General features: G+C 67.0%; 24 protein-coding genes. 13 read left to right on the forward strand and 11 right to left on the reverse strand.

Annotated features, from left to right (window positions below):
- From E1263_RS32505 to E1263_RS32525, 5 genes are all read left to right on the forward strand, one after another.
- Positions 1-641 (forward strand): DUF8175 domain-containg protein (locus tag E1263_RS32505; protein ID WP_238161733.1); only part of this gene is annotated, 641 nt, incomplete at its 5' end.
- Positions 641-2,041 (forward strand): TrbL/VirB6 family protein, encoded by a 1,401-nt coding sequence (locus tag E1263_RS42930; RefSeq protein ID WP_165956818.1) that lies wholly within the window; start codon positions 641-643, stop codon positions 2,039-2,041. The genes E1263_RS32505 and E1263_RS42930, both read left to right, overlap by 1 nt.
- A 37-nt stretch (positions 2,042-2,078) precedes the next feature.
- Positions 2,079-2,861 (forward strand): metallophosphoesterase family protein, encoded by a 783-nt coding sequence (locus E1263_RS32515; RefSeq protein ID WP_238161734.1) that lies wholly within the window; start codon positions 2,079-2,081, stop codon positions 2,859-2,861.
- A 73-nt stretch (positions 2,862-2,934) separates the two neighbouring features.
- Positions 2,935-5,046, forward strand: coding sequence for a PLL family lectin (locus E1263_RS32520; protein ID WP_132174397.1), 2,112 nt, complete (start codon positions 2,935-2,937; stop codon positions 5,044-5,046).
- A 117-nt stretch (positions 5,047-5,163) separates the two neighbouring features.
- Positions 5,164-7,290, forward strand: coding sequence for a hypothetical protein (locus E1263_RS32525; RefSeq protein WP_132174399.1), 2,127 nt, complete (start codon positions 5,164-5,166; stop codon positions 7,288-7,290).
- 221 nt (positions 7,291-7,511) lie between these two features.
- Here the strand turns inward: E1263_RS32525 and E1263_RS32530 are convergent, their stop codons facing one another.
- From E1263_RS32530 to E1263_RS32540, 3 genes are all read right to left on the reverse strand, one after another.
- Complete coding sequence (locus E1263_RS32530; RefSeq protein ID WP_132174401.1) at positions 7,512-7,976, reverse strand: hypothetical protein; 465 nt, start codon at positions 7,974-7,976, stop codon at positions 7,512-7,514.
- Positions 7,973-8,521 (reverse strand): winged helix-turn-helix domain-containing protein, encoded by a 549-nt coding sequence (locus tag E1263_RS32535; protein ID WP_202869157.1) that lies wholly within the window; start codon positions 8,519-8,521, stop codon positions 7,973-7,975. The genes E1263_RS32530 and E1263_RS32535 overlap by 4 nt, the downstream gene beginning before the upstream one ends.
- A gap of 420 nt (positions 8,522-8,941) precedes the next feature.
- Positions 8,942-9,568 carry a GNAT family N-acetyltransferase gene (locus tag E1263_RS32540; RefSeq protein WP_132174405.1) on the reverse strand — a complete coding sequence of 209 codons (627 nt, stop codon included), beginning with the start codon at positions 9,566-9,568 and terminating at the stop codon, positions 8,942-8,944.
- A 47-nt stretch (positions 9,569-9,615) separates the two neighbouring features.
- Between E1263_RS32540 and E1263_RS32545 the strand changes: the two genes are divergently transcribed.
- The 4 genes from E1263_RS32545 to E1263_RS32560 all read left to right on the forward strand — a co-directional run bounded on the left by E1263_RS32545 (position 9,616) and on the right by E1263_RS32560 (position 14,458).
- Positions 9,616-10,542: a hydroxymethylglutaryl-CoA lyase gene (locus E1263_RS32545; RefSeq protein ID WP_132174407.1), complete on the forward strand. Its 927-nt coding sequence runs from the start codon at positions 9,616-9,618 to the stop codon at positions 10,540-10,542.
- 100 nt (positions 10,543-10,642) lie between these two features.
- Positions 10,643-11,452, forward strand: a complete 810-nt coding sequence (locus E1263_RS32550) for a helix-turn-helix domain-containing protein (RefSeq protein ID WP_132174409.1) — start codon at positions 10,643-10,645, stop codon at positions 11,450-11,452.
- A 5-nt stretch (positions 11,453-11,457) separates the two neighbouring features.
- Entirely contained in the window at positions 11,458-13,758 is a 2,301-nt protein-coding gene (locus E1263_RS32555; RefSeq protein WP_272949711.1) for an ATP-binding protein, read from the forward strand.
- A gap of 100 nt (positions 13,759-13,858) precedes the next feature.
- Positions 13,859-14,458: a hypothetical protein gene (locus E1263_RS32560; RefSeq protein ID WP_132174413.1), complete on the forward strand. Its 600-nt coding sequence runs from the start codon at positions 13,859-13,861 to the stop codon at positions 14,456-14,458.
- An 8-nt stretch (positions 14,459-14,466) separates the two neighbouring features.
- Here the strand turns inward: E1263_RS32560 and E1263_RS32565 are convergent, their stop codons facing one another.
- The gene (locus tag E1263_RS32565; protein ID WP_132174415.1) at positions 14,467-15,162 is read right to left on the reverse strand and encodes an EcsC family protein; all 696 of its coding nucleotides are present in this window, start codon (positions 15,160-15,162) and stop codon (positions 14,467-14,469) included.
- Between the two features lie 133 nt (positions 15,163-15,295).
- On the opposite strand from E1263_RS32565, the gene aat reads away from it, so the two are divergent.
- Complete coding sequence (gene aat / locus E1263_RS32570) at positions 15,296-15,961, forward strand: leucyl/phenylalanyl-tRNA--protein transferase (protein WP_132174417.1); 666 nt, start codon at positions 15,296-15,298, stop codon at positions 15,959-15,961.
- 28 nt (positions 15,962-15,989) lie between these two features.
- Here the strand turns inward: aat and E1263_RS32575 are convergent, their stop codons facing one another.
- A complete protein-coding gene (locus tag E1263_RS32575; protein ID WP_132174419.1) occupies positions 15,990-16,679 on the reverse strand; it encodes a TetR/AcrR family transcriptional regulator in 690 nt (229 codons plus the stop codon).
- A 118-nt stretch (positions 16,680-16,797) separates the two neighbouring features.
- On the opposite strand from E1263_RS32575, the gene E1263_RS32580 reads away from it, so the two are divergent.
- Positions 16,798-17,271 (forward strand): nitroreductase family deazaflavin-dependent oxidoreductase, encoded by a 474-nt coding sequence (locus tag E1263_RS32580; protein ID WP_132174421.1) that lies wholly within the window; start codon positions 16,798-16,800, stop codon positions 17,269-17,271.
- Positions 17,272-18,039: 768 nt separating this feature from the next.
- On the opposite strand, the gene E1263_RS32585 is transcribed toward E1263_RS32580, so the two are convergent.
- Entirely contained in the window at positions 18,040-19,029 is a 990-nt protein-coding gene (locus E1263_RS32585; protein ID WP_132174423.1) for an Abi family protein, read from the reverse strand.
- A gap of 2 nt (positions 19,030-19,031) precedes the next feature.
- Positions 19,032-20,066: a PDDEXK nuclease domain-containing protein gene (locus tag E1263_RS32590; RefSeq protein WP_132174425.1), complete on the reverse strand. Its 1,035-nt coding sequence runs from the start codon at positions 20,064-20,066 to the stop codon at positions 19,032-19,034.
- 103 nt (positions 20,067-20,169) lie between these two features.
- Between E1263_RS32590 and E1263_RS32595 the strand changes: the two genes are divergently transcribed.
- On the forward strand, positions 20,170-21,246 hold the full coding sequence (locus E1263_RS32595; protein ID WP_132174427.1) for an adenosine deaminase: 1,077 nt from the start codon (positions 20,170-20,172) through the stop codon (positions 21,244-21,246).
- On the opposite strand, the gene E1263_RS32600 is transcribed toward E1263_RS32595, so the two are convergent.
- The 3 genes from E1263_RS32600 to E1263_RS32610 all read right to left on the reverse strand — a co-directional run bounded on the left by E1263_RS32600 (position 21,209) and on the right by E1263_RS32610 (position 23,638).
- Positions 21,209-22,255 (reverse strand): L-idonate 5-dehydrogenase, encoded by a 1,047-nt coding sequence (locus E1263_RS32600; protein ID WP_132174429.1) that lies wholly within the window; start codon positions 22,253-22,255, stop codon positions 21,209-21,211. The genes E1263_RS32595 and E1263_RS32600 overlap by 38 nt on opposite strands.
- Positions 22,255-22,938 (reverse strand): SDR family NAD(P)-dependent oxidoreductase, encoded by a 684-nt coding sequence (locus E1263_RS32605; RefSeq protein ID WP_132174431.1) that lies wholly within the window; start codon positions 22,936-22,938, stop codon positions 22,255-22,257. The genes E1263_RS32600 and E1263_RS32605 overlap by 1 nt, the downstream gene beginning before the upstream one ends.
- 67 nt (positions 22,939-23,005) lie before the next feature.
- Positions 23,006-23,638 (reverse strand): TetR/AcrR family transcriptional regulator, encoded by a 633-nt coding sequence (locus E1263_RS32610; RefSeq protein WP_132174433.1) that lies wholly within the window; start codon positions 23,636-23,638, stop codon positions 23,006-23,008.
- A 73-nt stretch (positions 23,639-23,711) separates the two neighbouring features.
- On the opposite strand from E1263_RS32610, the gene E1263_RS43400 reads away from it, so the two are divergent.
- Positions 23,712-24,188, forward strand: coding sequence for a Rossmann-fold NAD(P)-binding domain-containing protein (locus tag E1263_RS43400; protein WP_202869158.1), 477 nt, complete (start codon positions 23,712-23,714; stop codon positions 24,186-24,188).
- On the opposite strand, the gene E1263_RS32620 is transcribed toward E1263_RS43400, so the two are convergent.
- A complete protein-coding gene (locus E1263_RS32620; RefSeq protein WP_165956821.1) occupies positions 24,136-25,176 on the reverse strand; it encodes an acyltransferase family protein in 1,041 nt (346 codons plus the stop codon). The two genes, E1263_RS43400 and E1263_RS32620, sit on opposite strands and share 53 nt — an antisense overlap.
- Between the last annotated feature and the right edge of the window lie 267 nt (positions 25,177-25,443).

Below are 25,443 nucleotides of genomic sequence, written 5' to 3' on the forward strand. Positions count from 1 at the left end.
GCCGCGAGGGGGATGGGGCGCGGGGAGAGGGTGACGCTCCCAGCGATCCCGCGACGCCGGCCGACGATTGCGCCACCTCCGGCGGCTGCGCGCCCGCCTCCCGGTCCACTTGCGCTTTGCCTGCTGGGGATCAGGCGCTTCCCGCTACCGCTCCGGTCGCAGACGGCTGGGACCTCAGCCGCCGGGTGGCCGTCCCGCGGTCGGCTGCCTTCGGGCCAGGGGTTGTCGACCGCGACGGCTTCCGGCACTGCTTTGCGCAATCCCCCACCGGCGCGGTCTTCGCGGCGTACAACGTGCTTGCCGCCTTGGCAGACCAGACCAAGGCGGCCGCGACCGCCCGCAAGCTGCTGCTGCCCGGTACGGCGACCGACGCGCTTCTGCGGGAGCTCGCCAAGGAAACCCCGTCGGCCGGTTCCGAGCCGACGCAACTGGCCGGCTACCGGATCCTCGCCGCGAATCGCGACCAGGTGACGGTGATGCTCGCCGTACCGGTCGAAGCGCAGTACATGAGTCTCACCGTGACGATGGTCTGGCACGACCACGACTGGCGACTCCAGCCACCGCCACCGGGTGATGCCGTCGGTGCCCCGTTCGTCCAGGTGCGCAGTCTTGCGGACTTCGTGAAGTGGAGTGGTCTCTGATGTGCGGATCGTTGGACGTCGGCTGCCAGATCAAGGAAGGCTTCATCTCGGTCGCGGAGTCCGGGCTGGACGCGATCGCCCGGCAGGTTGCCCAGGCCGCTCTCGACTCGATCCACGCGAACGCGACGTTCTGGCTGAAGGTGCCGAGCGCAACGATCGCGTACCAGTCCCAGGGCTGGGCCGAAACGCCAACGGTGGCTTATTTGCAGCACCGGACGACCTGGGTTGTCGGCGCCATCTTCACGCTGGCGATCATCATCGCGGGGGTCCGGACCGTCTGGGAGCAGCGGGCCAAACCGTTGCAGGAGTTACTCAAAACCATGGTGCTGTTCGTGGTGGTCTGCGGCGCCGGATCGGCCATCCTGCAGGCGTTGACCGGCTTCTCCGACTCCTTCGCGTTGTGGCTCGTCGAGGGTGCCTCGGGCGGCAACGTCGAGGACGGGCTGAAGGGCATCGTCTCGAAAGGCGGCTTCAGTGACGTCGGTGTCGCGGCCGGGCAGGTCGTGATGACGATCGGCCTCACCGTCACCGTGATGATCGCCTCGCTGATCCAGATCGTGCTGCTGCTGATCCGGTCCGCGATGCTGATCCTGCTCGCCGGGACGTTCCCGCTCGCGGCCGCGGCGACGAATACTGAGGTTGGGAAGGCCTGGTTCCGCAAGTTCTGCGGCTGGGCGCTCGCCTTCATCGCCTACAAGCCGGCCGCAGCGCTCATCTACGCGGCCGCGATGAAGCTCAATCAGTCCGCTCTGATGCCTGGCGACAACCAGTTGGTCCGCGCGATGACCGGGATCATGATGCTGATGCTCGCGGTGTTCGCCTTACCCGCGCTGCTGCGGTTCGCCGTGCCGTTGACCGCAGCGGTGGCCGGCGGGAGTTCCGCGATGGGTGGCGCGGTCGCGGACCCAGGTGGGCTTGCATCCGGGGCGATCAACGTCGGCCGCGCGAAGCTCGGCTCCGGTGGCGGCTCGGGTGGCGGCGGCGGAGGTGGCATGGGGGCCGGCGCGGGCGGCGGCGGTGCGACGGGCGCGAAGACTGTTGGGAGCGCGGGTCTCGGTGCTGCGGGTGCTGCAGTCGCGGCGGCGAGCAAGGTCGGTGGCGCGGCGGCTGGTGCTGCCTCGCACTCCGCTGGCGAGGGTGGTGGCGGCGGAGGTGGTGGTTCGCCGAGCTCGTCGCCGAGTGGTTCGGGTGGTGGTGGTTCGGGCGGAGGTGGTTCGCGCGGCTCCGGCGGCGGCTCCCGTGGTGGGTCATCCGGCGGTGGTTCCTCCGGTGGCTCTCAGGGTGGCGGAGGCCCGTACGGCGGCTCGTCGGGCGGGGGCGGTCCCTCGGGCTCGTCGGGCGGTCGTTCCTTCGCGGCCAGTGCGCCCTCCGACTACGACGGCCCGGCAGGTGGTTGGTGATGGAATCGAGTTTCCTCAGGCAGTCCAGCCTTGAACGATGGCGGGCATGCACCTTGAGCGGATCGCCCTCATCTCGGACGTCCATGGCAATCTCACCGCCCTCGAAGCGGTCCTCGCGGATATCGAGTCCCGCGGTATCACCCGGATCTTCAACCTCGGCGATTACGTCGGCAAAGGCCCGCGCGGCCAGGCTGTGGTCGATCGCTGCCGCGAAGTGTGCGAGGTGAACATCGTCGGCAACTGGGACGACTTCCTCCCGGACCCCGATCGCGAATGGCCGGCCGGCGGCAGCATGCTCTGGTGGCAGCAAGAGCTCCGCGACGATCAGCGGGTCTGGCTGCGCAACCTTCCGTTCAGCCACGACTTTCAACTGAGCGGCCGGCGGATCCGCATCTTCCACGCTTCCGCGACCAGCGTGCACACCCGCGTCCACTTCGACCACGACGCAACGGCGTACCGGAGCCTGTTCGAGAACACGCCGGCCACCGGCGACGGTCCGGTGCCGGATGTCGTTGCCTACGGCGACATCCACGACGCCTACTACGAAGTCGATTTCGGCCGCACGCTGATCAACGCCGGCTCGGTCGGCAACAGCCTGCAGGACCCGACACCGGTCTACACGATCCTCGAAGGCGGCGCGGACGCGACAGCGCCGTTCGGCATCCAGTTCGTCCGCGTCCCGTACGACGCCCAAGCCGAGCTGGCCGCCGCCCGCGAACTGGGTGCACCCGAACTCGACGGCTACGAGGCGGAGATCATCCACGGCATCTATCGCGGCACCTTCTACGCCGGCAGAACCCCGTCGTACCACCGAGACTGACTCCCTGGCAAGGACTGTTCGAGCCAGGTTTCAGTGGTTCTTCGCCCTGAATCGGCGTGCTCGAATGCGAGGTATGACCCCGCCGACGATCGCCCGCCGCGGAATCCTGCAACTCGCCGCCGCGGCCGGAATCCTGCCCTTCCTGCCCGCCACCAAAGCTCTGGCCCAGACCACAAAGGCAATTGCCGCGCCCTGCTCGGCGCTGCCGATCATCTCCGGACCCGAGTTCCCGATCGGCGCGTTCTGGCCGCCGTCGATGCAGGAAAATCGGTTCAACACCCTGGAGAAGTTCCAGGAGATGAAGGACGCCGGATTCACCTTCACCTTCCACGGCAGGGAGAACGACGATCCCGGGCAGGTGCCGTTCGTGCACACCTCGCTGGACTTCACCGACCAGGTCGGACTGAAAGCGCTGGTCGTCGCCAGCCCCGAGAACTCCTTGGCGCGTCGCCAGGAATTCACCCGGCACCCGTCGTTCATCGGCTTCCGGCTGGCCGACGAGCCGAGCCCGGACAAGTTCCCGCGGCTCGCGACCGGCTCGGCCAAGCTGCGCGAGGCGGCCCCGAATCTGCTGCTGAACATCAATCTGCTCCCCGACTTCGGGGGCTGGCGGGACTACATCCACGAGTTCGCCAGCACCGTGCAGCCACACATGTTGTCGTACGACCGCTATCCGCTGTTCAAGGACCACGATTTCACCGGCTACTGCGCCGAGTGGCAGGAGTTTCGCGCCGCCGGCCTGGGCCTCGGGGTACCGACCTGGATCTACATCCTGTCGGTCCCGCACGGGCCGTACCGGTCGCCAACGGCCGCCGAGCTCGCCTGGCAGGTCAACGTCAGCCTGGCCTACGGCTGCAAGGGCATCCAGTACTTCACGTACTCGACGCCAGACGCAAGAGAGGGAGGAGACTACGGCCCGGCGCTGATCGACGTCGACGGCAACCGGACTCCGCTCTACGACGCAGCCAAGACGCTGCACGCCAGCTGGCTCGCTCCCGCCGGTGCGGAGCTCCTGCCGCTCGTGTCGGAGCGGGTCGTGCACGCGAACGGCTCAGTCCCGTCGAGTGTGCAGCCCTTCAGCCCGGACGCGTTCCTGACCGGCACCTCCGGCAATCCGGTTGTCCTCGGGACCTTCCGCAGTAAGGACCGCAAGCCGCGGACCAGATGGTTGCTGGTGGCAAACTGGTCGCACTCGGCCTCTGCTCAAGCCACCATCAACGTCAACACGTCAACGGTGACTGGCATCTCGCGCTTCGACCCGACGACCAGGACCTACACCGCCCAGCCGACCGCGGCCGCCATCACGGTCTCGCTCGCCCCAGGCGCAGCCGCGTTCTACCGGCTGGACGCGGCCGGTGCCTCACTCGATCCGCAGGCGCAGCTCGTCCTGGCTTCGGACAGCGCAGTGCATCACGCCATCCAGCAGGCCGACGACAGCTGGGCCGGCCCGAACCCGCTGGGCGGTCCGGCCCGTCTGGTGGCGGCATCCGAGTTCAACGGTGCGTTGAATGTGATGGAGATGACCGGTGACGTGATCTATCACCGCGTGCGCGCCGTGGACGGCAGTTGGAGCGCCCGGAACCTGTTCGGCGAACTCAGAGGTGTGTCGTCGATGACCGCCGCGGTAGTGCTCGGCAGCCTGCAGGTCGCCTTCGCCTCGGGCGGAGTCGTCTATCACGTGATGCAGGTCCCGGACGGCCGCTGGGAAGGCCCGAACCGGCTCGGCGATGCCGCGAACCTGGTGGCCGGCACCGAACTCCACGGCACCTTCCAGCTGATCCAGGTCGAGGCTTCCGGGCGGATCTATCACCGGGTACGGCGGGGCAACGGCACCTGGAGTTCGCGGAACCTGTTCGTCACGATGGCCGGTGTCACCTCGGTCGCCGTCACTGTGGTCGGCGAAGAGATGATGGTCGTGATCGCCGCGGGTGGCCAGTTGCACTACGCGATTCAGCACACCGACGGCAGTTGGCAGTGGCCGACACAGACCGGTGACGCGGCCGACCAGGTCGCGGCATCCTCGGTCGGTGGGGAACTCCAGATCACGGCGATCTCCGGTGGTCAGGCGTACACCCGGCGTCGGCGCGCGGACGGCACGCTGACCGCTAGGGCCGCCGTACCGGGGGCTCCGGGGAACCTCACCGCGTTGGCGTCCGCCGGACGCTCGGTGGAGCACTGCCCGTAGCAAGAATTGGCCGCAGCCGGACAGCAGGATCACTTGCTGTCCGGCGCGCGGTCTGTAGGTATTCGAGCGAGGTTTCACCGATGGAACGCCGACTGCAGGCGTGCTCGAATGCGGTTCATGACGGACGATTCCAGCGCGACTGCCCCGCACACGATCAACCGCCGCGGCATTCTGAAGCTCGCCGCCGCGGCGGGAATCCTGCCCTTCCTGCCCGCCACCACGGCGCTGGCCAAGACGACGGAGGCGGCGGTGGCGGCCTGCTCGCCGGTGCCGTTGCTGTCCGGACCGGAGTTTCCGATCGGCTCGTTCTGGCCGCCGTCGATGCAGGAACGGTTCAATACCCTGGAGCGGTTCCAGGAGCTGAAGAACGCCGGATTCACCTTCTCGTTCGTCGGTGCGAGCGATGAGGACGATACGGCGTACGTGCATTCGACGCTGTCGTACGCCGATCAGGTCGGGCTGAAGGCGCTGGTCGTCAACGGGCCTGAGCGGGCACTGCAGACGTATCGCGACTATGCGCGGCACCCGTCGTTCGTCGGGTACCGGCTGGCTGATGAGCCCGGGCCGCTGGCCTTCCCGGCGCTCGCGACCGCCACCGCTGCGTTCCAGCGGGAAGCTCCGCACCTGATGCCGTACTTGAACATGTACCCCGGCGACGGTGAAGGCTGGCGGCGCTACGTGCACGGCTTCACCGAGAAACTCCGGCCGGTGGTCCTGTCGTACGACCGCTATCCGTTGCTCAGCGGCGGCCTCGAGGACGGCGGCTACTTTGCTGCCTGGCAAGAGATGCGGGCCGTCGGGCTCGGGACCGGGCGGCCGACGTGGATCTACATCCAATCCCTTGCCTACAACAACCATCGGAAGCCGACGCCGCCGGAGCTCGCCTGGCAGGTCAACATCAGCCTCGCCTACGGCTGCAAGGGTGTGCAGTACTTCTGCTACCAGACACCACGGTCGTCTGGTGGCGAGGTGTTCGGCCCGGCGCTGCTCGATTTCGACGGCAACCGCACCGACCTGTACGACGCCTCCAAGGACCTGAACACCAAGTGGCTCAGCCCAGTCGGAGCGCAGCTCAAACCGCTCGTTTCGGAGCATGTCGTGCACGCCAATGAGCCGTCGCCTCCGGCCGGCGCAGCCGCGTTCACGCCGGACACCTTCCTGCGTAGTACCTCCGGTGACGCTGTCGTCCTCGGCCGCTTCCGCAGTACGGACCGCACGTCGAAGACCCGGTGGCTGCTGATCGCCAACCGCTCACACGGCACGGTCGCGCAGGCCGTCGTGAACGTGAACACTGACACGGTGAAGGCGATCTCACAGTTCGATCCCTTCACCGGAACCTATGCGCAGCAGGGATATCCGGAGTTCATGACGGTCCGGCTACCCGCCGGCGCGGCGGCGCTCTTCCGCCTGGATGCGCCTGGCGCCTTCGTGGATCCGCAGGTTCAGCTCGTCCTGGTGGCGAGCGGCGCGGCCCACCACACCATCCAGGAGACCGGCGGCAACTGGCTCGGCCCGAACCCGCTCGGCTCGACAGCTCGCCTGGTCGGCATAGCGGAGTACAACGGAGCGCTGCACGTGATGGAGCTCGCCGGCGACACGATCTATCACCGAGTGCGCACGGTGGACGGCGCCTGGGGCAGCCGAAACGAGTTCAGCCGGATCGCCGGCATCTCGTCGCTCGCGACCTCAGTGGTCATCGGTTCGCTGCAAGCCGTCTTCGCGGTCAACGGCATCATCTTCCACACCATGCAGCACCCCGACGGTACCTGGGACGGCCCCAACCGCCTCGGCGATGCCGCTCAACTGGTCGCCGCGACGGACATTCACGACGTACTGAACGTCATCTCCGTCGCCGGCTCCCAGATCTACCACCGCGTCCGCTTCGGCGACGGCACCTGGGGCTCGCGAAACCTGTTCACCACCCTGAACGGCATCACCTCCATCGACGTCACCCACGTCGCCGGCGAAATGATGATCGTCATCGCCGCAGGCGGCCAGCTCTACTACGCCGTCCAGCACACCGACGGCAGCTGGCAATGGCCAACCCAGACCGGCGACGCGGCTGACCAGGTCACGGCCTCCGCAGTAGGCGGCGAACTACAGATCACTGCCGTCGCCGCAGGCCAGCCATTCATCCGCCGCCGCCGCGCCGACGGCACGCTCACCCCGCGCGCGGTCCTGCCGCCACTGACTGGCGTCACCGCTCTGAGCTCGACCAGCCGGTCCCCGGAGTCCTGCCCCTAAAGGCGGTTGGGTTCCACCCTCGCCAGCTTCCGGCGAGGGTGATCCTTCCCCACGCGTGCTCCGCAGCCGCCATTCGTCGCTCCGCTCCTCACCGCGTCCACTACGCACGCTCCCGCCCGCCCCGGCGGTGCGTGCTGTCGCGCGCTCCTTCTCCTGCCGCACGCCGGTGGCCCCGGCACGGCCGCGCCCAAACCCCCGCCCTGCAAGGCAGGCCGAGATCCTCAGAACTCGTCCACCCGAGGAAGTACTTGCGTCGCCAGGTTGATCAGGTCTCTCGCCTTCTCGATATCGGCGAGAACCTCGTCGGTCGTCACCTCAGGGTTCGAGGACGAGGCGTACTCCACTTGATTGCGTCTGGCCCGCATTCGATTGAACGGCCTGATGAGCTTCCCCAAGGGGGGATCGAACTGCGCCATGGCTGCATCGAACAGTACGACATGGCCACCTTTCGCAGTGGCTCGCAGTCCTTGTGCTTCAAGGATTCCGGCGATTGACTTACGTGCGGCGTCATACGTGAGGACGTATGCACCCAAGGGGTCGGCCTCGCTGATCAGCGAGGCAGAAACGAGGTGCCGGCGAGCATCCGCCACGAGAATCTCAGCTTGTTCCAGCGAGGCAGTGACCCGCTCCAGACGGCCTTCACTGAGCAGGAACTGAATTGCTCCGCTGCCCTTGTCCCACGTCATACTGCATCACCCTTGAGGTCCAACTCGACCATTGGTCGAGATTTCACGTGTTTCAGAAACGGGTCACGAGGGTCAGCATCGGTCCACACGCTCGGCTTGACTGAGCGGATACTGACTTCGCGACGGAGACGCCGACGAGCTTCGTCAGCGATGTCGAACAGTTGATCCGGATCCGGGGCACCGATGACCAGGACATCCACGTCGTTCGGCTCTGCTCCGGGTTCGCCCTGATAGCGCGCCGCCCAGGATCCATAGATCAAACCGCTGTCGACGCCAGCCACATCTGATAGGAGTTGCTCGAGCACCGGTCGTGGACCGTAGGTCAACGCGACCAGAAGAGACAGCGGTTCATAGAGGACGGATCTCCGGTTGGCCCACACCACTCGAGCCCGGCCAACTCGCTCCTCTGTCAGCAAACCGCTCTCGCGCATCCGGTCAACTTCACGCGCGATGGTCGGCAAGGACACATCCAGTTCCTTGGCCAGTTCGGTCAGCGTGTAGCGCCGGTCCGGATCCAGATAGAACCGGGCCAGCAGCTCACCCACCGTGCCGGACCTCAGAATCGGCAGGAGCGCCGACGGCGATACTTTCATAAAACAGATGATAACTAACGTTTAATGAAAGTTAGGCCTCAAGCCTCGCCCTCCGCCCTGGGGCTCCGGGCCACTGCTACGAGCGTGAGTTCCAGGATGGCTCGCTGCGTCGTCGTTGCGCGAACTTGCTCTTCCGGGTCTGACGCTGCGCGTTGTTGCTGGTCATCATAGTTGCGGAAAGTTGCGCGAGGCTGCCGCAGCGCTACTCGCGGCGGCCAGCCACAGGGCGGTCAGTGCGGGCGGCAGCCCGCGAGGGGCGCGGTAGCGCGCAAAGCTAGGGGTGGGTGGGGCGCCTGCGGAGCACGCGACGAAGGAGTGGGGCGTAGCTGGCGCGGGGGATAGATGCGCGAGGGCTAGAAGCGCGGGGATCGATCAGAGAAACGAGATCTCCGAACCGACGATCCGGTACCCCGCGGCCAGGAAAGCGCGGAACGATGCGGCGTTGCCGGGCGTGACCTGCGCCCAGATGTGCGCGTCAGCAGGGATCAGTGCGCGTGCGGCCAGCGCGAGCCGGCGGCCATGCCCTTGACCCTGCACCGCATCGGGGACCTCGATCGCGCACTCGAGGCGACCGGCCACACCTCGGCCGACGATGACGACTCCGCCGTACGGGTCGACGTACCCGCGGACGTCGTCGCGGAACTCCAACGCGCGGACCAGGCGTGGGTGACCGCGGTCAGCGAGCTCCACAAGGTCCGGTACGGCGGGATCAGCGAGCGCCGGTGCGAGCAGCATCGCGTCGAGGCAGTGCGCGTGCCGGCCGATTGCGGCACCGAGTGCGGTCAGGAACGGTGGGGAGACCGGCTCGGCGGGATCTTCGGGCGGTAGCTGCTCCGCGACCCAGGCCGGGTCGACGTCCGCAGCGATCACGGTGTGGCCGGTGAAGGCCATCACGCAGGAGTCCCGGGCGGACGGCGGTGAGACGACTGTCACGCCCAGATCCGCAATTGGGAACGTTCCGCCTTCGACGCTGCGCAGAATGTCGGCGAGAGTTGTCATCACGAGCCATTGTGGTGGAGAACCCACCGAACGCACGGAGGCGACACATGCGGACACCGCAGCGGGTACCGGCCGGCGGCCTGCCCGACGAGGTCACGATCTACGAGGTCGGGCCGCGCGACGGGTTGCAGAACGAGTCGGCGATCGTCGACGTCAAGGTGAAGGCGGAGTTCATCCGCCGGCTGGTCGAGGCCGGCTTGCGGACCGTCGAGACGACCAGCTTCGTGCATCCGAAGTGGGTCCCTCAGCTCGCCGACGCGACCGAACTGCTCGCCCAGCTCGACCTGCCGGACGACGTTCGCGCGCCGGTCCTGGTCCCGAACGAGCGCGGTCTGGATCGCGCGCTGGCCGCCGGCGTCCGCGAGATCGCGATCTTCGCCAGCGCCACCGAGACGTTCGCTGCGAAGAACCTGAACTCGACTGTCGACGAGCAGTTCGCGATGTTCACCCCGACTGTCCAGCGTGCATTGGCCGAGGGCTTGAGCGTCCGCGGCTACGTGTCGATGTGCTACGGCGATCCGTGGGAGGGCGACGTACCGATCGAGCAGGTCGTCAAGGTCGGCGCCCGCCTGGTCGACCTCGGCTGCCACGAGCTGTCCCTGGGCGACACCATCGGCGTTGCGACGCCCGGCCACGTCACCGCGCTGATCAGCGCTTTCACCGCTGCGGGCGTCCCCATCGACAAGCTGGCCGTGCACTTCCACGACACGTACGGCCAGGCCCTCGCCAACACCCTCACCGCCTTCCGGGAAGGCGTCACCACCGTCGACAGCTCAGCCGGCGGCCTCGGCGGCTGCCCGTACGCCGAATCGGCCACCGGCAACCTCGCCACCGAAGACCTGCTCTGGCAGCTCAACGGACTCGGCATCAAAACCGGCGTCGACCTCCCCAAACTGGTCGAAACCAGCGTCTGGATGGCCGAGCAGCTGGGCAAGCCCTCCCCGAGCCGCGTCGTACAGGCCCTCGCCGGCTGACATTGCACGTTCCTGCAACGGTGGATGTTGTAGACCACTTTGACCTGCACCTCCGGCTAGCGTTTGTCGCTCCTTCGGGCAACGGAAGGGGCTGGGGGCGATGGATGTCGGAGTGGAGACGCGCTCGTTCGGGGAGCTGCTGCGGCGCTTTCGAGGTGCCGCCCAGCTGACCCAAACGCGTTTGGCCGAGCGGTCTGGAGTAGGTGCCGATACGATCCGCAGCTTGGAGTCCGGGCGGCGGAAGTCACCGCGCGAGGTCACCCTGCAGTCGCTGGCTGATGCGCTCGGTCTGTCCCGTGCTGAGCGGGTCACGTTCGCCGCGGCCGGTGCGGACCGGACGTCCGTCCCGCACGAGCTGCCTGCCGACGTTCAGGACTTCACCGGCCGGGCCGACGAGGTCCGCCGATTGGTCTACCTGCTGGCTGTGCCTGGGATGATCGCCATCACTGGTCCGGCTGGTGCCGGCAAGACAGCGTTGGCCGTGCACGCGGCGCGTAAGGTCGCGTTCCCGGCCGGTGAGGTCTTCCGCCGCGGAGCGCTCGGTCCGGTCGTGCCGGCCGCGGGTTCGCTCCTTGTCCTCGATGACGTCGCGACGACCAAACAGGTGCCTAAGGCAACAAAAGTAACGATTGTCGTGACGAGTCGCCAACCGGTCTGCGAGGTGGCCACCGACAGGCAAATTGTCCTTGGTGCGTTACCCGTTGAGGATTCGGTGCGGTTGCTCCATCAGCTCGCCGGCGCCGACCGGTGGCAGTCTGATCCGGCGGCGACCCAAGAGATCGTCGAGCTGTGCGGAGGCCTGCCGACGGCGTTGCGGCGAGCGGCTGCCCGGATGGTGGGCCGACCGTCGTGGTCACCCGCGGACCTTCGAGGCTGGCTCCAGATCAACAGAACGGCAGGTACGGCGTGAGTGGAGTGCCCGAGCTGTTGCGGCGGTTCCGAAGTGCGGCTGGGCTGACACAGGAGCAGCTCGCCGAGCGATCCGGGCTCAGCGTGGAAGCGATTCGCACGCTTGAGATTGGTCGTCGGCGCAGTCCTCGGGCGCGCACCGTGAGCAGCTTGGCCGACGCGTTGGAGCTTGGCGCGGACGACAGACGCCGGTTCGAGGCGGCCGCCCGGCACGGAGGCGAGAGCCCCGACGGGCTGCCGGCCGGAGTCACGGATTTCGTCGGCCGGGCCGAGCCGGTGCGCACGCTGACCGACCTGCTGCTGCGGAGCCACGGACCGGCCGAGCCGACGAGCGTGGTGATCTCCGCGGTGACGGGCATGGGCGGCATCGGGAAGACCACGCTGGCGATCCACGTCGGCCACCTCGTCGCGAACCAGTTCCCGGACGGCCGGATCTACCTGAATCTGCGCGGCGAGGCGAAGCCGATCGCTGCGCTCGATGCACTGAGCTTCCTCCTGCAGGCTCTCCGAGTGCCGCCCGAGGAAGTGCCGGATGAGCTGGCCGCGGCGACAGCTCGCTATCGGACCACCATCGCGGGGCGCCGCGTCCTCGTCGTACTGGACGACGCGGCGAACGCTGAGCAGGTGGCACCACTGATCCCTGGTACGGCGGGGTCCGCTGTAGTGGTGACCAGCCGGCGCCTGCTCGACCAGCTTCCCGGTGCGCTGCACCTCCGGCTCGACGTCCTGTCCGACGCTGAAGCGTTGTTGCTGCTCGGTGAAGTGATCGGTACGGCGCGGGTGGTTGCTGAGCCAGAAGCGGCGCTGGCCGTCGCGAGGGCCTGTGGCAACCTGCCGCTCGCCGTCCGAATCGCTGGGACACGGCTGCCGGCCGGCCGGCCCGTACAGGAACTCGCGGACCGGCTGGCTGACGAGCGCACCCGGCTCGGCGAGCTCGCTGCCGGGGAGACCGGTGTCCGGACATCGATCGCGCTGTCGATCCACGACCTGAGATCGGTCCCTGCCGATCAGGGTGCTGCGGCCGCGTTCGGCGTACTGGCTCTGCTTGAGCCGGGTGAGTTCCCGCTACGGGTCGCGGCCGCGGTGCTGGGCCGCACACTCGACGACACCGAAGAGATGCTCGACCGGCTCGTCGATACCCATCTGCTGGAGGCACCGGCCTTGCATCGCTACCGTCTGCACGACCTCGTGCGAGCGGTTGGCCGCGAAGGGACGACCGCGGAGGACCGGCGAGTCGTCCGCGAGAAGGTGCTCGGGTGCTACCTGGCGATGCTGTGGCGAGCCGATGAACTGACAGGAGAGAGCCCGCTGAGCGCGAGCTGGCGTGACGCTGACTGGGCTGCTGAGGCACGGGACCTGACCGAGCTCGACGAGGTAGTCGACTGGCTGGACGCCGATCGAAGTGCCCTCGTCGAGCTGGTACGGCGTGCTGCCCGGGGGACCGCGGAGGACCGGCAGACCGCGGTCCGGCTCGCCGTCGGGATGAACGCGTTCGGCCGTGCTCGGCAGCGGTGGTTGGAGTGGCGTGACGTGAACCGGGCGGCGGCCACGGTGGTCGACCTGCAATCCGACCCTGTCGGTACGGCGCTGGTGCGGTTCGACCTGGGCCTGGCGCTGGGCGAACTCGGCGACAACTATTCCGCGGGCGCGGACCAGATGGCCATGGCCACCGAGGCCGCGCGGCAGATCGGATCACGGCTGTTCCTGATCAGCGCGCTGGTGAATCTCACTCATCTGCTCGAGCGCGCCGACCGTGCGAAGGAGGGATTCCCCGTCGTCCACGAGGCCATCGAGCTGATCGAAACCGAACCTGCTGCGGCCTACCTCGGTCCGTGGGCGCGACTGGCACTCGGCATGCTGCACGGACGCATTGGTGAAACCGAGCGTCAACTGGAGTCGTTCGAGGCGGCGATCGTATTCGCCAAGGACGATCCGTCAGCCCTGCGCCGGGTGCACATCAGCGCGGCGACGTCGCTGCGGGAGAGTGGCCGGGCGACCGCGGCGGTTCCCCTGCTGCTCGCGGGGATGGACGTGATCCGCGCGAGCGCCATGCCGGGACTGGTGGCGGAGGCGCTGGACGAGTTGGCCACTGGATACCGGGAGATCGGTCGGTATCCGGAAGCGGTGGACACCTACCTCGAGGCACTGGAGATCGCGCTGCAGGGGGAGCTGTGGCATCGCGAGGCGAGGGTTCGTACCGGTCTTGGACACACCTATCTCGCACTCGGCCGGCGCGCCGAGGCCGAGGAGCAGCAGCGGCTCGCAGCAGTGGTCTACGCGGCACATGAGGTCGCGGTGCCCGCCTGACGCCGGTGGTGTACCGCTTTGTCCCTGTTGACTCTCGGTGCGACGGGCGACGCTGTCCGTGGCGCTCATGGTGGGTGCCACAAACGGACAGAGGTGACTGATGAAGGTTCGCAGGGGGATCGGGATCACAGCGGTTCTGGCGCTGGCCGTACCGGGTCTGGTGGCCATCACCCCGGTGACGGCGCACGCCGTACCGCAGATCTGCAAGCCCGGTGAGAAGTTTGCGAAGGTCAACAGGATCACGGTTTCCAACGCCCCTACCCATATGGAGGGCATCTCGCTGGCGCCCGGGGTCGGCTTCAACCGACAGGTCGCGCTCAGGAAGGACAGGACCTTCTCCGCCGGTATCGATACCACCGCCGAGGCGTCGGCGAAGGCCGGCGTCATCCTTGCAAAGGCGAGCGCCACGCTCAATGTGAAGCTGGCGGTCGCCGGATCGTGGACCACGTCGAAGTCGGTGACCGACACGTGGACGATCGCCTCGTCGTCCAAGCACCGCAGGTACATCCTGTGGTCCGGGACCCGGGTGTACGGCGGCCGCTACTCGTACAACCTGTGCATCGACGGCGGGCGTAAGTGGTCCGTTACGCCCGGCAAATGGCGGTCGTTCCGGACGCAGTGGCAGGGCTCTTCCTTGTGCGGCGCCGGGTACAAGAAAGGCACGATGGAGTACAACGCCGCCATCCTGGGTGGCTGCTGAGCCCGACCTCAGGGCTCGATCGGGCGGCGAGTCCGGCGGATGAGGCTCTTGTCGGCGTACTGACCGATTCGGTACGTCGACCAGCCGTCGACCGTCGCGCCGACGGCGCCGCCCAGGAGGGGGACGCGGCGGGTGACCGTGATGGCCATCCGTTTGCCGCCGACTCGGGCGATCAACTCGGCGACGACCTCGGTGGAGACCTGGCGGTCTAGCTCGGGATCGAAGACGGGGGCGGTGGCGATGGCGAGGGGCGAGGTCACCAGGCTGGACTTCTTCAGGCGGTCGGTGACGCCGTCCTCGCCGAGCAGGCAGGTGATGACTGCCGTCCGGACGCGGGGGTCGTCGAGGTCGTAGCCGCGCAGGTGCGCGATCGCGGCGACCATGCGGGCCTGGACGATGGCCAGGCCGGTCATGTTCGCCGGGAGGGCGACCGGGAGCGTGACGAGGCCGCCGATGCTGGTGACGAAACCCTGAACCCCGGCGAGGCGGATGTGCTGGTCGACCACGGCGTCGATGGCGAGCTGGACGTCACCGCCGACCTTTTCGAGTTTGTTGTCCGCGACCCGCTCGGCACTCGGGAAGCGCTGGTACCCGTCGATGGCGAACTCGAGGATCTGGCGCAGTACGCCCGCTGCAGCTTGTGGCGCGAACCGCTGGGCAGCGGGCGCGAGACTGCTGGCAACGAACCTGGCTACTCCGGCCACGGTGCTCCTTCCCGCCGAACCCCACGCGTCGGAGACCCAGGCGTACCTTCAACTCTACGTGCCCCAGGTGCCCGCGCCACTCGGGACAAACCCTCGGTGTCCCCTGGGATCTGGCATGGGACAGGATGGGCGGGTGCCTGTCGAGCCTGCTGCGTCTGTGTGGGAGTTCCCGCCGGTGTCGGTCGCCGGTGACAGCGACGTGGTCGCCGGTGGCGCGGATCTGGCTCCGGGGACGGTATTGGCGGCGTACCGGCAAGGTCTGTTCCCGATGCCGGATCACCGGGCGTCGGTGCTGTGGTGGTCGCCCGTGGACCGCGGGGTGATCGAGGTGGCCGGGTATCGGCCGACGCGGACGGTACGGCGGGCCCGGGGGAAGTTCGAGATTCGGGTGAACACGGCGTTCGATCAGGTGATTCGCGCGTGCGCCGACCCGCGTCGTACGGGGGCATGGATCGATCGGGACGTCATCGCGTCGTACACCGAACTACACCGGCTCGGCTGGGTGCACTCGGTCGAGGCGTGGGACGGCGACGAGCTCGCAGGCGGCCTGTACGGCGTTGCGATCGGCGGACTGTTCGCCGGGGAGTCGATGTTCCATCACAAGACCGATGGTTCGAAGGCCGCGGTGGCGGGGTTGATCGAGTTGCTGGACGACGAGCACGCCGCTGATCGGGTGTTCGACATCCAGTGGGTGACCGACCATCTCGCGACGATGGGGGCGATCTCGATCCCGCGTGCGGACTATGTACGGCGGGTGCGGCGGGCGCTCGATCTGCCGCTGCCGACGGCGTTCAGTTGAGTACTGCCGTTCAGTTGAGTACTGCCGTTCAGCTGATTCCGACGTAGGCGGCCATCTGGCGGCTGGTTTCGGCGAAGAAGTCGTCGGCCGGGTCCATCGATCCGACCAGCTGTCCGAAGAGCTCGAAGCTGATCATCCCGAACAACTGCGTCCAGGCGATCGCCAGCCGCAGCAGCATCCACTTCGGTACGCCGGGAGCCAGGCCGGCCAGTACATCGACTTGCTCAGCCAATCGGCCGGTGGGCTCGGGCGCGTTCAGTTCAGTCAGCCAACCCTCCGCATGGGCTTGGCTGAGGATGCGCATCAGGACCAGCGGGACCCGTGCCGCGGGCTGCACTGTGTCCTGCGGGGCTTGGTAGCCGGCGATTGGTGAGCCGTAGATCAGCGCGTATTCGTGGCGATTGGCCCGGGACCAGTCGCGGACGGCGGCGTACACAGCGATCCACGCTTCGCGGGGATGCGGGTACTCCTGCTGCGCTGCCTTCTCGGCTGCTTCGCCCAGTGCGTTGTACGCGTCGATGATCAGCGCGGTCAGCAGCTCGTCCCGGCTGGGGAAGTAGCGGTAGAGCGCTGACGACACCATCCCGAGCTCTCGCGAGATCGCCCGGAGCGACAAGCTCTCCGCTCCGCTGCTCTCCAACTGCCGTCGCGCAGCCGCCTTGATCTCGTCCGTCAACTCGGCTCGGGCCCGCTCGCGGGCAGTGCGTGGAGCGCTCATGAGGGCCAGTCTGCCACAAAACCGAGAGCACTGCTCTTGACAGTGAGCAGTGCTCGCGTGTTCACTGATCACAATAGAGAGCACTGCTCTCGCAAACCGCTCAGAAGGAGCCCCGGCGATGACCGAGTACAAGCAGACCTACGACAGCAAGCGCGTCTTCAAGGGCGGCGAGGGCAGCATGCGCGTCTTCAACCGCGCGGTCGCCGGCCTGACCAAGCTCGGTGTCAGCCTGATGGGCAGTCGCGTTCTGTCGGTCCGCGGCCGCAAGTCCGGCGAATGGCGCAGCACCCCCGTCAACCTGTTGATCCTGGACGGCCAGCGCTACCTGGTGGCGCCGCGCGGCCACACCCAGTGGGTCCGCAACCTCCGCGCCACCCCCGAGGCCCGCCTGCAGCTCGGCCGCGGTACCGAAACCTTCCAGGCCGAAGAGCTCGCCGACACCGAGAAGCTCGACATCCTCCGCCTCTACCTGAAGAAGTGGTCCTGGGAAGTAGGCGCCTTCTTCGAGGGTGACGTCACCAAGAACTCCCCCGACGAGGTGCTCCAGCACATCGCCCCCGGCGTCCCCGCCTTCCGTATCAGTCCGGCCTGACCCACCTCCGCCACCCCTAGCCGCCGTACCGACCCGTGAGCATCGATCAGCCATCCCCGCGGCTCAAAAGTGGTTGATGGGTACTCAAAGCAGCACACCCGCCCACCCTTGAGCACGGCTCAGTCATCGCAGCGCCCCGAGAATGGCTGACCCGAACTCAAAGCGTCGCCGCGCAATCGTGCAACGCAGCGCTGCACAAATTCCGAACCACCATTTCTGCAAGCCGCACTTGCAGAAACCTGCCTCCCCGGCCGGATGTGCGACGGCGCGAGGTGGTCGCCGGCCACGGTGGCCTCGCTCGACGCGTTGCGTCCAGCGGCCTCGACTGGCGGGAGTGTGTCGCCGGTAATCGATGGATAACGGCACGGCGGTCACACTCGGAGGTCCACTCCTTGCGCTCCCGGCCAGCCGACCCCAACCGCGGTGGCCTTGAGCACGGCTCAGTCATCCGCGGTGCCGAAAAGTGCCTGATGGGTGCTCAAGGCGGGGCAGGCGCGTCGCCTTGAGCACGGGTCAGTCATCGCAGCGCCCCGAGAATGGCTGGTTGGGGACTCAAGGCTCCGCCCATCAATCGTGCAACGCGGCGCTGCACGATTCCGCACGGCCATTTGTGCAAGCGGCGCTTGCACAAATGGCTGAACGCGCTTCGCTAACTGTCACCGGTGGTCGGCCTCGAGATCGCCCTGCTGTTGGTCGGACGTCTCCGGCCGGCGGCCCCTGTAACGAATACTGAACCGGTCGCGTCTCAGACGTCCCGCCGTAGTGCAGCTACTGCCATAAGGCGAGCTTGTTCCAGCCGGCAGGCGCTCCCAACGACTCGGTGCTGATGTGACCGGACGGCGGGAAGCGAAGGATTAGCTCGGCGGCTCTTCTGGACCAATCGCAGCTCGGATCGATGACACCGATCAGATAAGCCATTACGGCCAGGGCGTTGTACACGCCGAAGCGTGCCTTGGCGCTGTCGTGATCGCTGAGATGATCCAGCGCTGGAATGCTCCCTCTGCTGGATCGCTTGGGCGCTACGACCAGCTTCCGGTTGAACAACCTTGCGTGATGCGCGGCGACGTTGCGCACGTAGTTGAGGCTGGCGATCCAACTCGCCATCACGCGCTTGCTGGGCACGCCGTACCACTGCGCGATCTTCGTCGCGAGTGGGTTGTTGAGACCGGCGTACAGCCGAGCGAGATGTCCGAACTCCATGATCTCGGTCAGTGCCCAGATCGGCATCTTGTTCTCATAGCGATCCCGAAAGTGCGCGACGAAGGCCTCATCGGAGCTGTCTCGGCGCTGCTCGACCCGTTCGATCCACTGATCGAGCTTGCTCGGCAAGCTCTCGCCGGTCTGCGAGTCGGTGCCGTGCTCCGTAAAAGCAGGCCCGAAATTGGCCGGCTCAGTGTGGGCGTAGGCGGACACCTCACCCAGGAGGTGTCCAATGCTCGTTCGCAGTGACACCTCAATGCGCTCGGTTCCGTCGAGCACCAGCATCCGCAATTGGCGATCGAAGTCGATCAACGCTGCGGCGGCGGCAATGGAGGTTCCCGCCTGGTAGTCATCGAGGATGATCAAGGCGTCCTGACCGTCCGGCCCAGCTACCCACTCGGATGACCGAAAGGGAAAGAGGTACCCGGTCAGCCGGTAGTAGCCGACTGCGTTGAGCAAGGACGAAGTCTCATCCCGGTCGCCGACGTCGACGCCTCGCTTGGCGAGTCGTTCAATCTGCTCGGAAACCGATAGCCACGGCTTTTGATACTCCGCCATGACTAGTCCTTCGGGGAAAGAAAATCAGCCCGAGCCGTTAGGCGTCCGGGCTGATCATGATGAGGCCACTGTACCACTGTCTCGCTCGGGCCGTGAGTCCACCGCGGCTGGTCGACGTCGACATCGGTTGTACTCGCCGACGAAGAGCTTGGTCGACGTCCCTGGAAGTCCCTTCCTGCTATGCGCTGTTGTTCGCGGACTCGCTGGGTGAGCTCGCCCAGCGAGTCGTAGGTAGTCCTCGCGCTCCATCTTGTGGTTGAGGCAGTGCAGATAAAGCAGTGCAGTTTCACGTGGTAGAGGAGCAGATCGCAGAAGAACTCCTCGCCGCCGAGCTCGAGCCGGACCTGTTGCCCGATGAAGGCAAATCCCTGGCCGAGCTCCAGCAGAAACTTGCCGACATGGTCGACAAGCCCCCGCTCCACATCTCGTTCCTGCCAGCCGTCGGTCGTGCCGAGGAAGTCGAACAGATACGGGTCGCGGGTCGCTTGCTGGGCGAGGTCGGAGTCACCGGCCGGCATCGCCGTGGCGAAGTTGGAGATCGCCTTGCCGGACCGCTCGTGGAACTGAGCCTCGATGTGGAGCGTGAGCACGCCTCGGCTCCAGCCGCGGTCGACCGCAGCAGCGGCGTACCAGAGGCGCAGTTCCGGCTTGTCGAGCTTGTCGAGGAGCACCATGTGGTGGCCCCAGGGAATTTGTGCAGCAGCGTGCTGCACAAATTCAGGGTCTGGCCAGGCGACCGCGAAAGCGCGCATGTACTTGAGGTTGCGGGGCGAGTAGCCGGTCGCGCCGGGGAACCGGTCCTTGAGGTCGGTGGACAACCGGTCGATGACCCTGCTTCCCCAGCCCTGCTCATCCTGGCGAAGCAGGATCTCGGAGCCGACCGACCAATAGCTCGCAAGCACTTGCTGGTTTGCCGCGGTGACGGCACGGCGGTGGCCGGTGGTGATGTGTTGGCTGATGCTGTCGAGCAGGTCTGGGTACCAGGTGGGCAGGGACGATCGGGCGGGGGCGCTTTCGAAGCGCGGCTTGTCGTTCATAGCGCAACGCTTTCGCGGGACACGCCTGCGACACGAAGGGATTCCAGGGGCATCCCGGGGCAGATCGATCTGCCCCGCCTGGGTCCGGTGCGAGGATGGGTCCATGATCACGCCTGAGCAGTTGAACGCGGCGCCGAAGGTGCTTCTTCATGACCATCTTGACGGGGGGCTGCGGCCTGCGACGGTGGTGGAGTTGGCCAAGGAGGTCGGCCACAAGGTGCCTCGGGAGGATGCGGGGGAGCTGGGGCAGTGGTTTGTGGAGTCGGCGGACTCGGGGTCGTTGGAGCGGTATCTGGAGACGTTCGATCACACGGTCGCGGTGATGCAGACGGCCGAGGCGATCAAGCGGGTGGCCAGTGAGTGTGTGCAGGATCTGGCGGCGGACGGGGTGGTGTATGCGGAGGTGCGGTATGCGCCGGAGCAGCATCTGACCAAGGGGTTGTCGCTGGAGCAGGTGGTGGATGCCGTGCGGGAGGGGTTCGAGCACGGGATGGCGGTGGCGGAGCGGCCGATCGTGGCGCGGCAGTTGCTGACGGCGATGCGGCATCAGGCGCGGTCGATGGAGATCGCGGAGTTGTCGGTGGCTTATCGTGATGCGGGCGTGGTCGGGTTCGACATTGCGGGGGCGGAGGCGGGGTATCCGCCCACCCGGCACCTGGATGCGTTCGAGTACTTGCAGCGGGAGAACGCGCACTTCACGATCCACGCCGGTGAGGCGTTCGGACTGCCGTCGATCTGGCAGGCGATTCAGTGGTGTGGCGCGGACCGGTTGGGCCACGGCGTTCGGATCATCGACGACATCAACCACGACCCCGCGGGCGACAAAGTGGAGCTCGGGCGACTGGCGGCGTACGTGCGGGATCGGCGGATTCCGTTGGAGATGTGCCCGAGCTCGAACCTGCAGACCGGTGCGGCGACGTCGATTGCCGAGCACCCGATCGGGTTGCTGACCAAGCTGCGGTTCCGGGTGACGGTCAACACCGACAACCGACTGATGAGCGGTACGTCGATGAGTCGTGAGCTGGCGTTGCTCGCCGAGGCGTTCGACTACGGGCTGGCCGACTTCCGCTGGTTCGCGATCAACGCGATGAAGTCGGCGTTCATCCCGTTCGACGAGCGGCTCGCGATCATCGACGGCATCATCAAGCCCTGGTACGCCGAAGCCCTGTCTCAAAGCTAGCCGGCCCCAAGCGTAGTAAGACTTTTCCGGCCGTCGACGCCGCAGCATCGATCGCAGCTGCGGCGTCGGCGAGCTCGAACTCACCCGCAATCAACGGCGTCACATCAAGCCCACCGGCCAGCAACGCAACGGCCTCAGTGATCTCGTCGACGAACCGATAAGAACCAGTCCACGTGATCTCCCGCGAAACCAGATCCCCCAGCGCAGCAGGCGTTGGCGTGATCGGCAGGTTCCCCACCTGTACGACGGTTCCGCCGCGAGCCGTGGCGCGTAGCACCGCACCGAGTGCCGCCGAAACGCCGGAAGCCTCGACCACCAAGGGGATTTCGCTAGGCAACCCATCCCGTGCATCGAACAGTTCGTCCGCGCCCAACGCCGAGGCCATAGCCAGCGCATTAGGGTTCACATCAGCACTGAGCACCCGCGCCGCACCACGTGCCTTCAACGCCGCGACCACCAGCGCCCCGATCGACCCAGCGCCATTCACAAACACAGTCTGGCCGCGCACATCCCCCAGCCGACTGACCGCATGCAGCGCAACCCCCAACGGCTCGGCCAGCGCAGCAATCCGCGTGGACAGCCCAGCAGGCAACGCCCGCAGCTGATCAACGCGCACAACCCGGTACGACGAGAATCCGCCGTCCTCATGGGGATCACAGGCCGCCGACCCGAAGTAGCGAACTTCCCGGTGCAAGTTCGTCCGCCCCGCCACCAGCGCAGGCAAGGGCTCCGACGAGGGCGATGCCGGATGCACCGTCACCGCATCGCCGATCGCCCAGGCGGAAACCCCAGCACCCAGTACGGCGATGCGCCCCGCCACCTCGTGGCCGAGCACGAGCGGGTGGCGCAGGACCGCCGTACCGGAGGAGCCGTGGTGTGCATAGGAAATGTCACTGCCGCACACCCCGCCCCACTCCATCGCGACCACGACCTCGCCCGGCCCAGGAGACGGGTCCGGTCGTGACTCGACACGAACATCCCCCGGGCCGTGGACGACAACCGCCTGCATCAGACCGACGCACCGCCGACCGGCATCGTCGCGCCGTTCAGGTAGCTGAACTCCGCACCCGCCAGCCCCAGCACGGCCTGCGCCACTGCGGCCGCCGGCACAGTCCCCGGCACGATCGAGTTCACGCGGACACCCTGTGCGCCGTACTCGGCCGCCGCGGTCCGGATCAGGTCCTGCGCGGCCGGCGAATTGCTGATGATGTGCCCGCCGCCACCCGCGATCAGATGCGGGAGCTCGTACTTCATCGCGAGGAACTGCCCCTGCACGTTCGTGGCCAGCCCATCGCTCCACTCCGCGACCGACCCGACCTGCACGCCTGCGTTGTTGAACGCGATGTCGAGCCGCCCATACCGCCGTACGGCGTCGCTGACGAATCTCTCCACCGAAGATGCGGAACGGACGTCGGTCTCCAGGTACGTCGCCTCGCCGCGAGCTGCCCGGATAGTCCGCTCGACCTCACGACCCAACGCCGTACGGCGCCCGCCGAAGACGACACGTGCTCCCGCGGCAGCGAACGCCCGGGCGGTGGCTGCCCCGATCCCCGACGTTCCGCCGGTGATCAGCACGACCTTCCCGGTGAACTTCCCCGGTGGACGGCCGGCGGTGGACGTTCCACTGGCGGCGATACCGGCGGCGGTGGCGACAGCCCCGCCGAGGACGGCCCGGCGGCTCGCTCTGCTCATGCGCGTTCTCCTCACAGCAACGGTCAGTTGCTCCAAGCGTGCCGCAAAGCAGCGCTCCCCGCGCAGACTAGCGCGGTGAAATCCCGGTAACCACGACGTCAAGCGCCGTACCGAAGGCTTCCTCGAGGGGCTGATCGACCTCGCCCAGGCCCCAGCGGTAGAGGATGCCTAGGTAGCCGTCGAAGATCACGTTACCGGCCGCGATCGGATCCAGATCGGCGCGGATCTCGCCGCGCTCCTGTCCGGTGGCGATCGCGCGGCCGAAGGCCAGCCCGCTTGCGTGCGAGCCGGCGGTGGCCATCACGCCGGAGTGTAGGACCGCGCGCATCATCGCCTGGTTCATGTCTCGGTCCGAATCCCACCAGCGACCGAGCTCGCGGACGACCTCCCGGATGGCGTCGATCGCGCTGAGCTCGTGGGATTCGAGCTTGTCCCCGAGCTTGCCGAGCACAGTCTGCCGTCGTTCCAGGATGAGTGCGAGCAGAAAGTCTTCTTTGCGCGGGAAGTGATTGAACGCCGTGGCCCGGGCGACATCGGCTCGTTCAGCGATCTCGTCGATGGTGGCCGCGCGGTAGCCCTTCTCCGCGAACGCCGCCATCGCAGCGCTCAGCAACCGCTGCCGGAGGGCGACCTTGCTCCGCTCCCGGCGCCCGAGCGGGGAAACATCCGCCGAGTGAACTGTTACCGAGTCAGAGTCCATCTACAGACTATGACATCACTTTGGACTAGAGTCTTAATTCAGAGATGGCTGGGGAGCGCTGGGGGCACACCGCATGGCGATGGTTTGGCTGGTGACCGGCGCGGACAGCGCGCTGGGGCGCTCGATCGTGGCTGCCGCCGCGGCAGCCGGTGCGGTCGTTGTCGCTGCGGCCCGGCATCCCGAGTCTGTGTACGACCTGGTCGGCGCTTTCCCGCAGCAGGTCGAAGCACTGGCGTTCACCCCGGAGCGGTCCGACGAAACGATCGCCGGGATCCTCGGCTACCACCGCCGCCTCGACGTCCTCGTGAACACCACCGAGGATCGCGCGATCGAGGACGCCGTACTGACGTTCTTCAGCCTGCAGCGGTCCGGTGCGATCGTGCGCCCGGACGCCGCGGCTGAGCCCTGGGAGACGGCAGACGCGATCGTCGCCGCTCACACCGAAGCTGGTTCTCGACCCAAGGGATTGCAGCCCCTTGGGTCGAGGACCGTACATGTCAGGTCGAGAGCCAGGACACCGCACGGACTCCGAGCCGCCGGACAGGCTTGAAGGTGGTCAACAGCCGGTACGCCGGTTGTTCGACGTACCGGGTGAGCAGCCAGGCGAGCAGGATCGCCGCAGTGACCGCACCGGCGATCTGGCCGACTCGACCGACGCCTAGCTCCATCAGCTGCCAGGCGACGAGATAGCCGAGCTCCTGGTTGAGCAGGTAGATCCCGAACGAGATCTTGGCCAGGAACTGCACCGGACGCCGGACTGGTTCGAACACTGTCCAGTCCGGTCCGCGTGCGGCGCCGGCGACGACTACCAGCAGGACACCCATGCCCAGTGCGGACGGGAGGTCCTGTGTCTGCGCGTGATGCGCGAACACAGTGGCGACGAGGAGTGCGCCCAGGTGAACCAGACCGATCCGGTGCTTCGACCAGAGCCAGATGGCGATACCTATGGCGAACAGCTGCAGCCTGTGGATGCCGAAGCCGTTCCAGAGCTGGATCACCCAGAGCGGGCTGTTGGCGATCCGGTCGTTCCACTGCAGGATCACCGGCGCCAGGATCATCACCCACAGCAGCACTGTGACCCGCTGACCGCTCAGTGCGCCGCGCGGCCAGAGCACTGCGGCTGTGGTGAACGCCATCAGCTGCAGTGGCAGCGTCCAGTAGGAGCCGTCGATCATCCGCACGGTCGGGTCGAAAGAGCTGGCCAGTGTGAGGTTGCCCCACAGGTCATGCGGGGTGGGCAAGGTCCACTGGTCAGGGCCGAACAGCGTGAGCGCTGTGTAGGTGATGACAACAGCAGCCAGGTACGGCGGGACCACGCGCGCGTACCGCCGCCACAGCCAGCTGATGGTGGAGCCGTCTTTGCGGACGGTCACGCAGACGAAGTAGGCGCTGATCACCAGCAGCGCGCTGGCCCCGACCTGGAACGGATGCGGAGTCAGCGGATGGCCGAGCTCCGGATGCAGGTAGGGACCCATATAGGTCGTGTGGGTGAAGATGACGGCCAGAACGGCGAGGACGCGCACGACGTCCCAGCTCAAGCGGCGCGCAGTCTTTGGGTGAGCAGAGTTTGATTGACGCGGGGTAGTAGCGGGCGGGGACGGCGTGGACACAGAAGCTCCAGCATGGCTCGACTCGCCGAATCAGTTTCGGCCGTGTCCCCCCAGTACCCGTTATCCCCCCTTGGGGTCAGGGGATTGTCGCAACACCTTGAGTTTGGAGGGTGTTGTGAGGAGATCGAGGTTGGCTCCGGGGCGTCGGCAGTTGGTGCTGGATCTGCTGGCGAAGGGGCATAAGCCGATGGAGGT

The organism is Kribbella antibiotica, assembly GCF_004349055.1.
GTDB lineage: Bacteria > Actinomycetota > Actinomycetes > Propionibacteriales > Kribbellaceae > Kribbella > Kribbella antibiotica.

What these genes read in the sequence shown, in the direction of transcription:
- E1263_RS43400 (WP_202869158.1), top strand. Translation starts at nt 23,712, where the DNA reads ATGGCGATGGTTTGGCTGGTGACCGGCGCGGACAGCGCGCTGGGGCGC.
- E1263_RS32590 (WP_132174425.1), bottom strand. Translation starts at nt 20,066, where the DNA reads ATGAACGACAAGCCGCGCTTCGAAAGCGCCCCCGCCCGATCGTCCCTG.
- E1263_RS32595 (WP_132174427.1), top strand. Translation starts at nt 20,170, where the DNA reads ATGATCACGCCTGAGCAGTTGAACGCGGCGCCGAAGGTGCTTCTTCAT.
- E1263_RS32520 (WP_132174397.1), top strand. Translation starts at nt 2,935, where the DNA reads ATGACCCCGCCGACGATCGCCCGCCGCGGAATCCTGCAACTCGCCGCC.
- E1263_RS32560 (WP_132174413.1), top strand. Translation starts at nt 13,859, where the DNA reads ATGAAGGTTCGCAGGGGGATCGGGATCACAGCGGTTCTGGCGCTGGCC.
- E1263_RS42930 (WP_165956818.1), top strand. Translation starts at nt 641, where the DNA reads ATGTGCGGATCGTTGGACGTCGGCTGCCAGATCAAGGAAGGCTTCATC.
- E1263_RS32610 (WP_132174433.1), bottom strand. Translation starts at nt 23,638, where the DNA reads ATGGACTCTGACTCGGTAACAGTTCACTCGGCGGATGTTTCCCCGCTC.
- E1263_RS32545 (WP_132174407.1), top strand. Translation starts at nt 9,616, where the DNA reads ATGCGGACACCGCAGCGGGTACCGGCCGGCGGCCTGCCCGACGAGGTC.
- E1263_RS32580 (WP_132174421.1), top strand. Translation starts at nt 16,798, where the DNA reads ATGACCGAGTACAAGCAGACCTACGACAGCAAGCGCGTCTTCAAGGGC.
- E1263_RS32585 (WP_132174423.1), bottom strand. Translation starts at nt 19,029, where the DNA reads ATGGCGGAGTATCAAAAGCCGTGGCTATCGGTTTCCGAGCAGATTGAA.
- E1263_RS32530 (WP_132174401.1), bottom strand. Translation starts at nt 7,976, where the DNA reads ATGACGTGGGACAAGGGCAGCGGAGCAATTCAGTTCCTGCTCAGTGAA.
- E1263_RS32605 (WP_132174431.1), bottom strand. Translation starts at nt 22,938, where the DNA reads ATGAGCAGAGCGAGCCGCCGGGCCGTCCTCGGCGGGGCTGTCGCCACC.
- E1263_RS32600 (WP_132174429.1), bottom strand. Translation starts at nt 22,255, where the DNA reads ATGCAGGCGGTTGTCGTCCACGGCCCGGGGGATGTTCGTGTCGAGTCA.
- E1263_RS32540 (WP_132174405.1), bottom strand. Translation starts at nt 9,568, where the DNA reads ATGACAACTCTCGCCGACATTCTGCGCAGCGTCGAAGGCGGAACGTTC.
- E1263_RS32550 (WP_132174409.1), top strand. Translation starts at nt 10,643, where the DNA reads ATGGATGTCGGAGTGGAGACGCGCTCGTTCGGGGAGCTGCTGCGGCGC.
- E1263_RS32515 (WP_238161734.1), top strand. Translation starts at nt 2,079, where the DNA reads ATGGCGGGCATGCACCTTGAGCGGATCGCCCTCATCTCGGACGTCCAT.
- E1263_RS32575 (WP_132174419.1), bottom strand. Translation starts at nt 16,679, where the DNA reads ATGAGCGCTCCACGCACTGCCCGCGAGCGGGCCCGAGCCGAGTTGACG.
- E1263_RS32525 (WP_132174399.1), top strand. Translation starts at nt 5,164, where the DNA reads ATGACGGACGATTCCAGCGCGACTGCCCCGCACACGATCAACCGCCGC.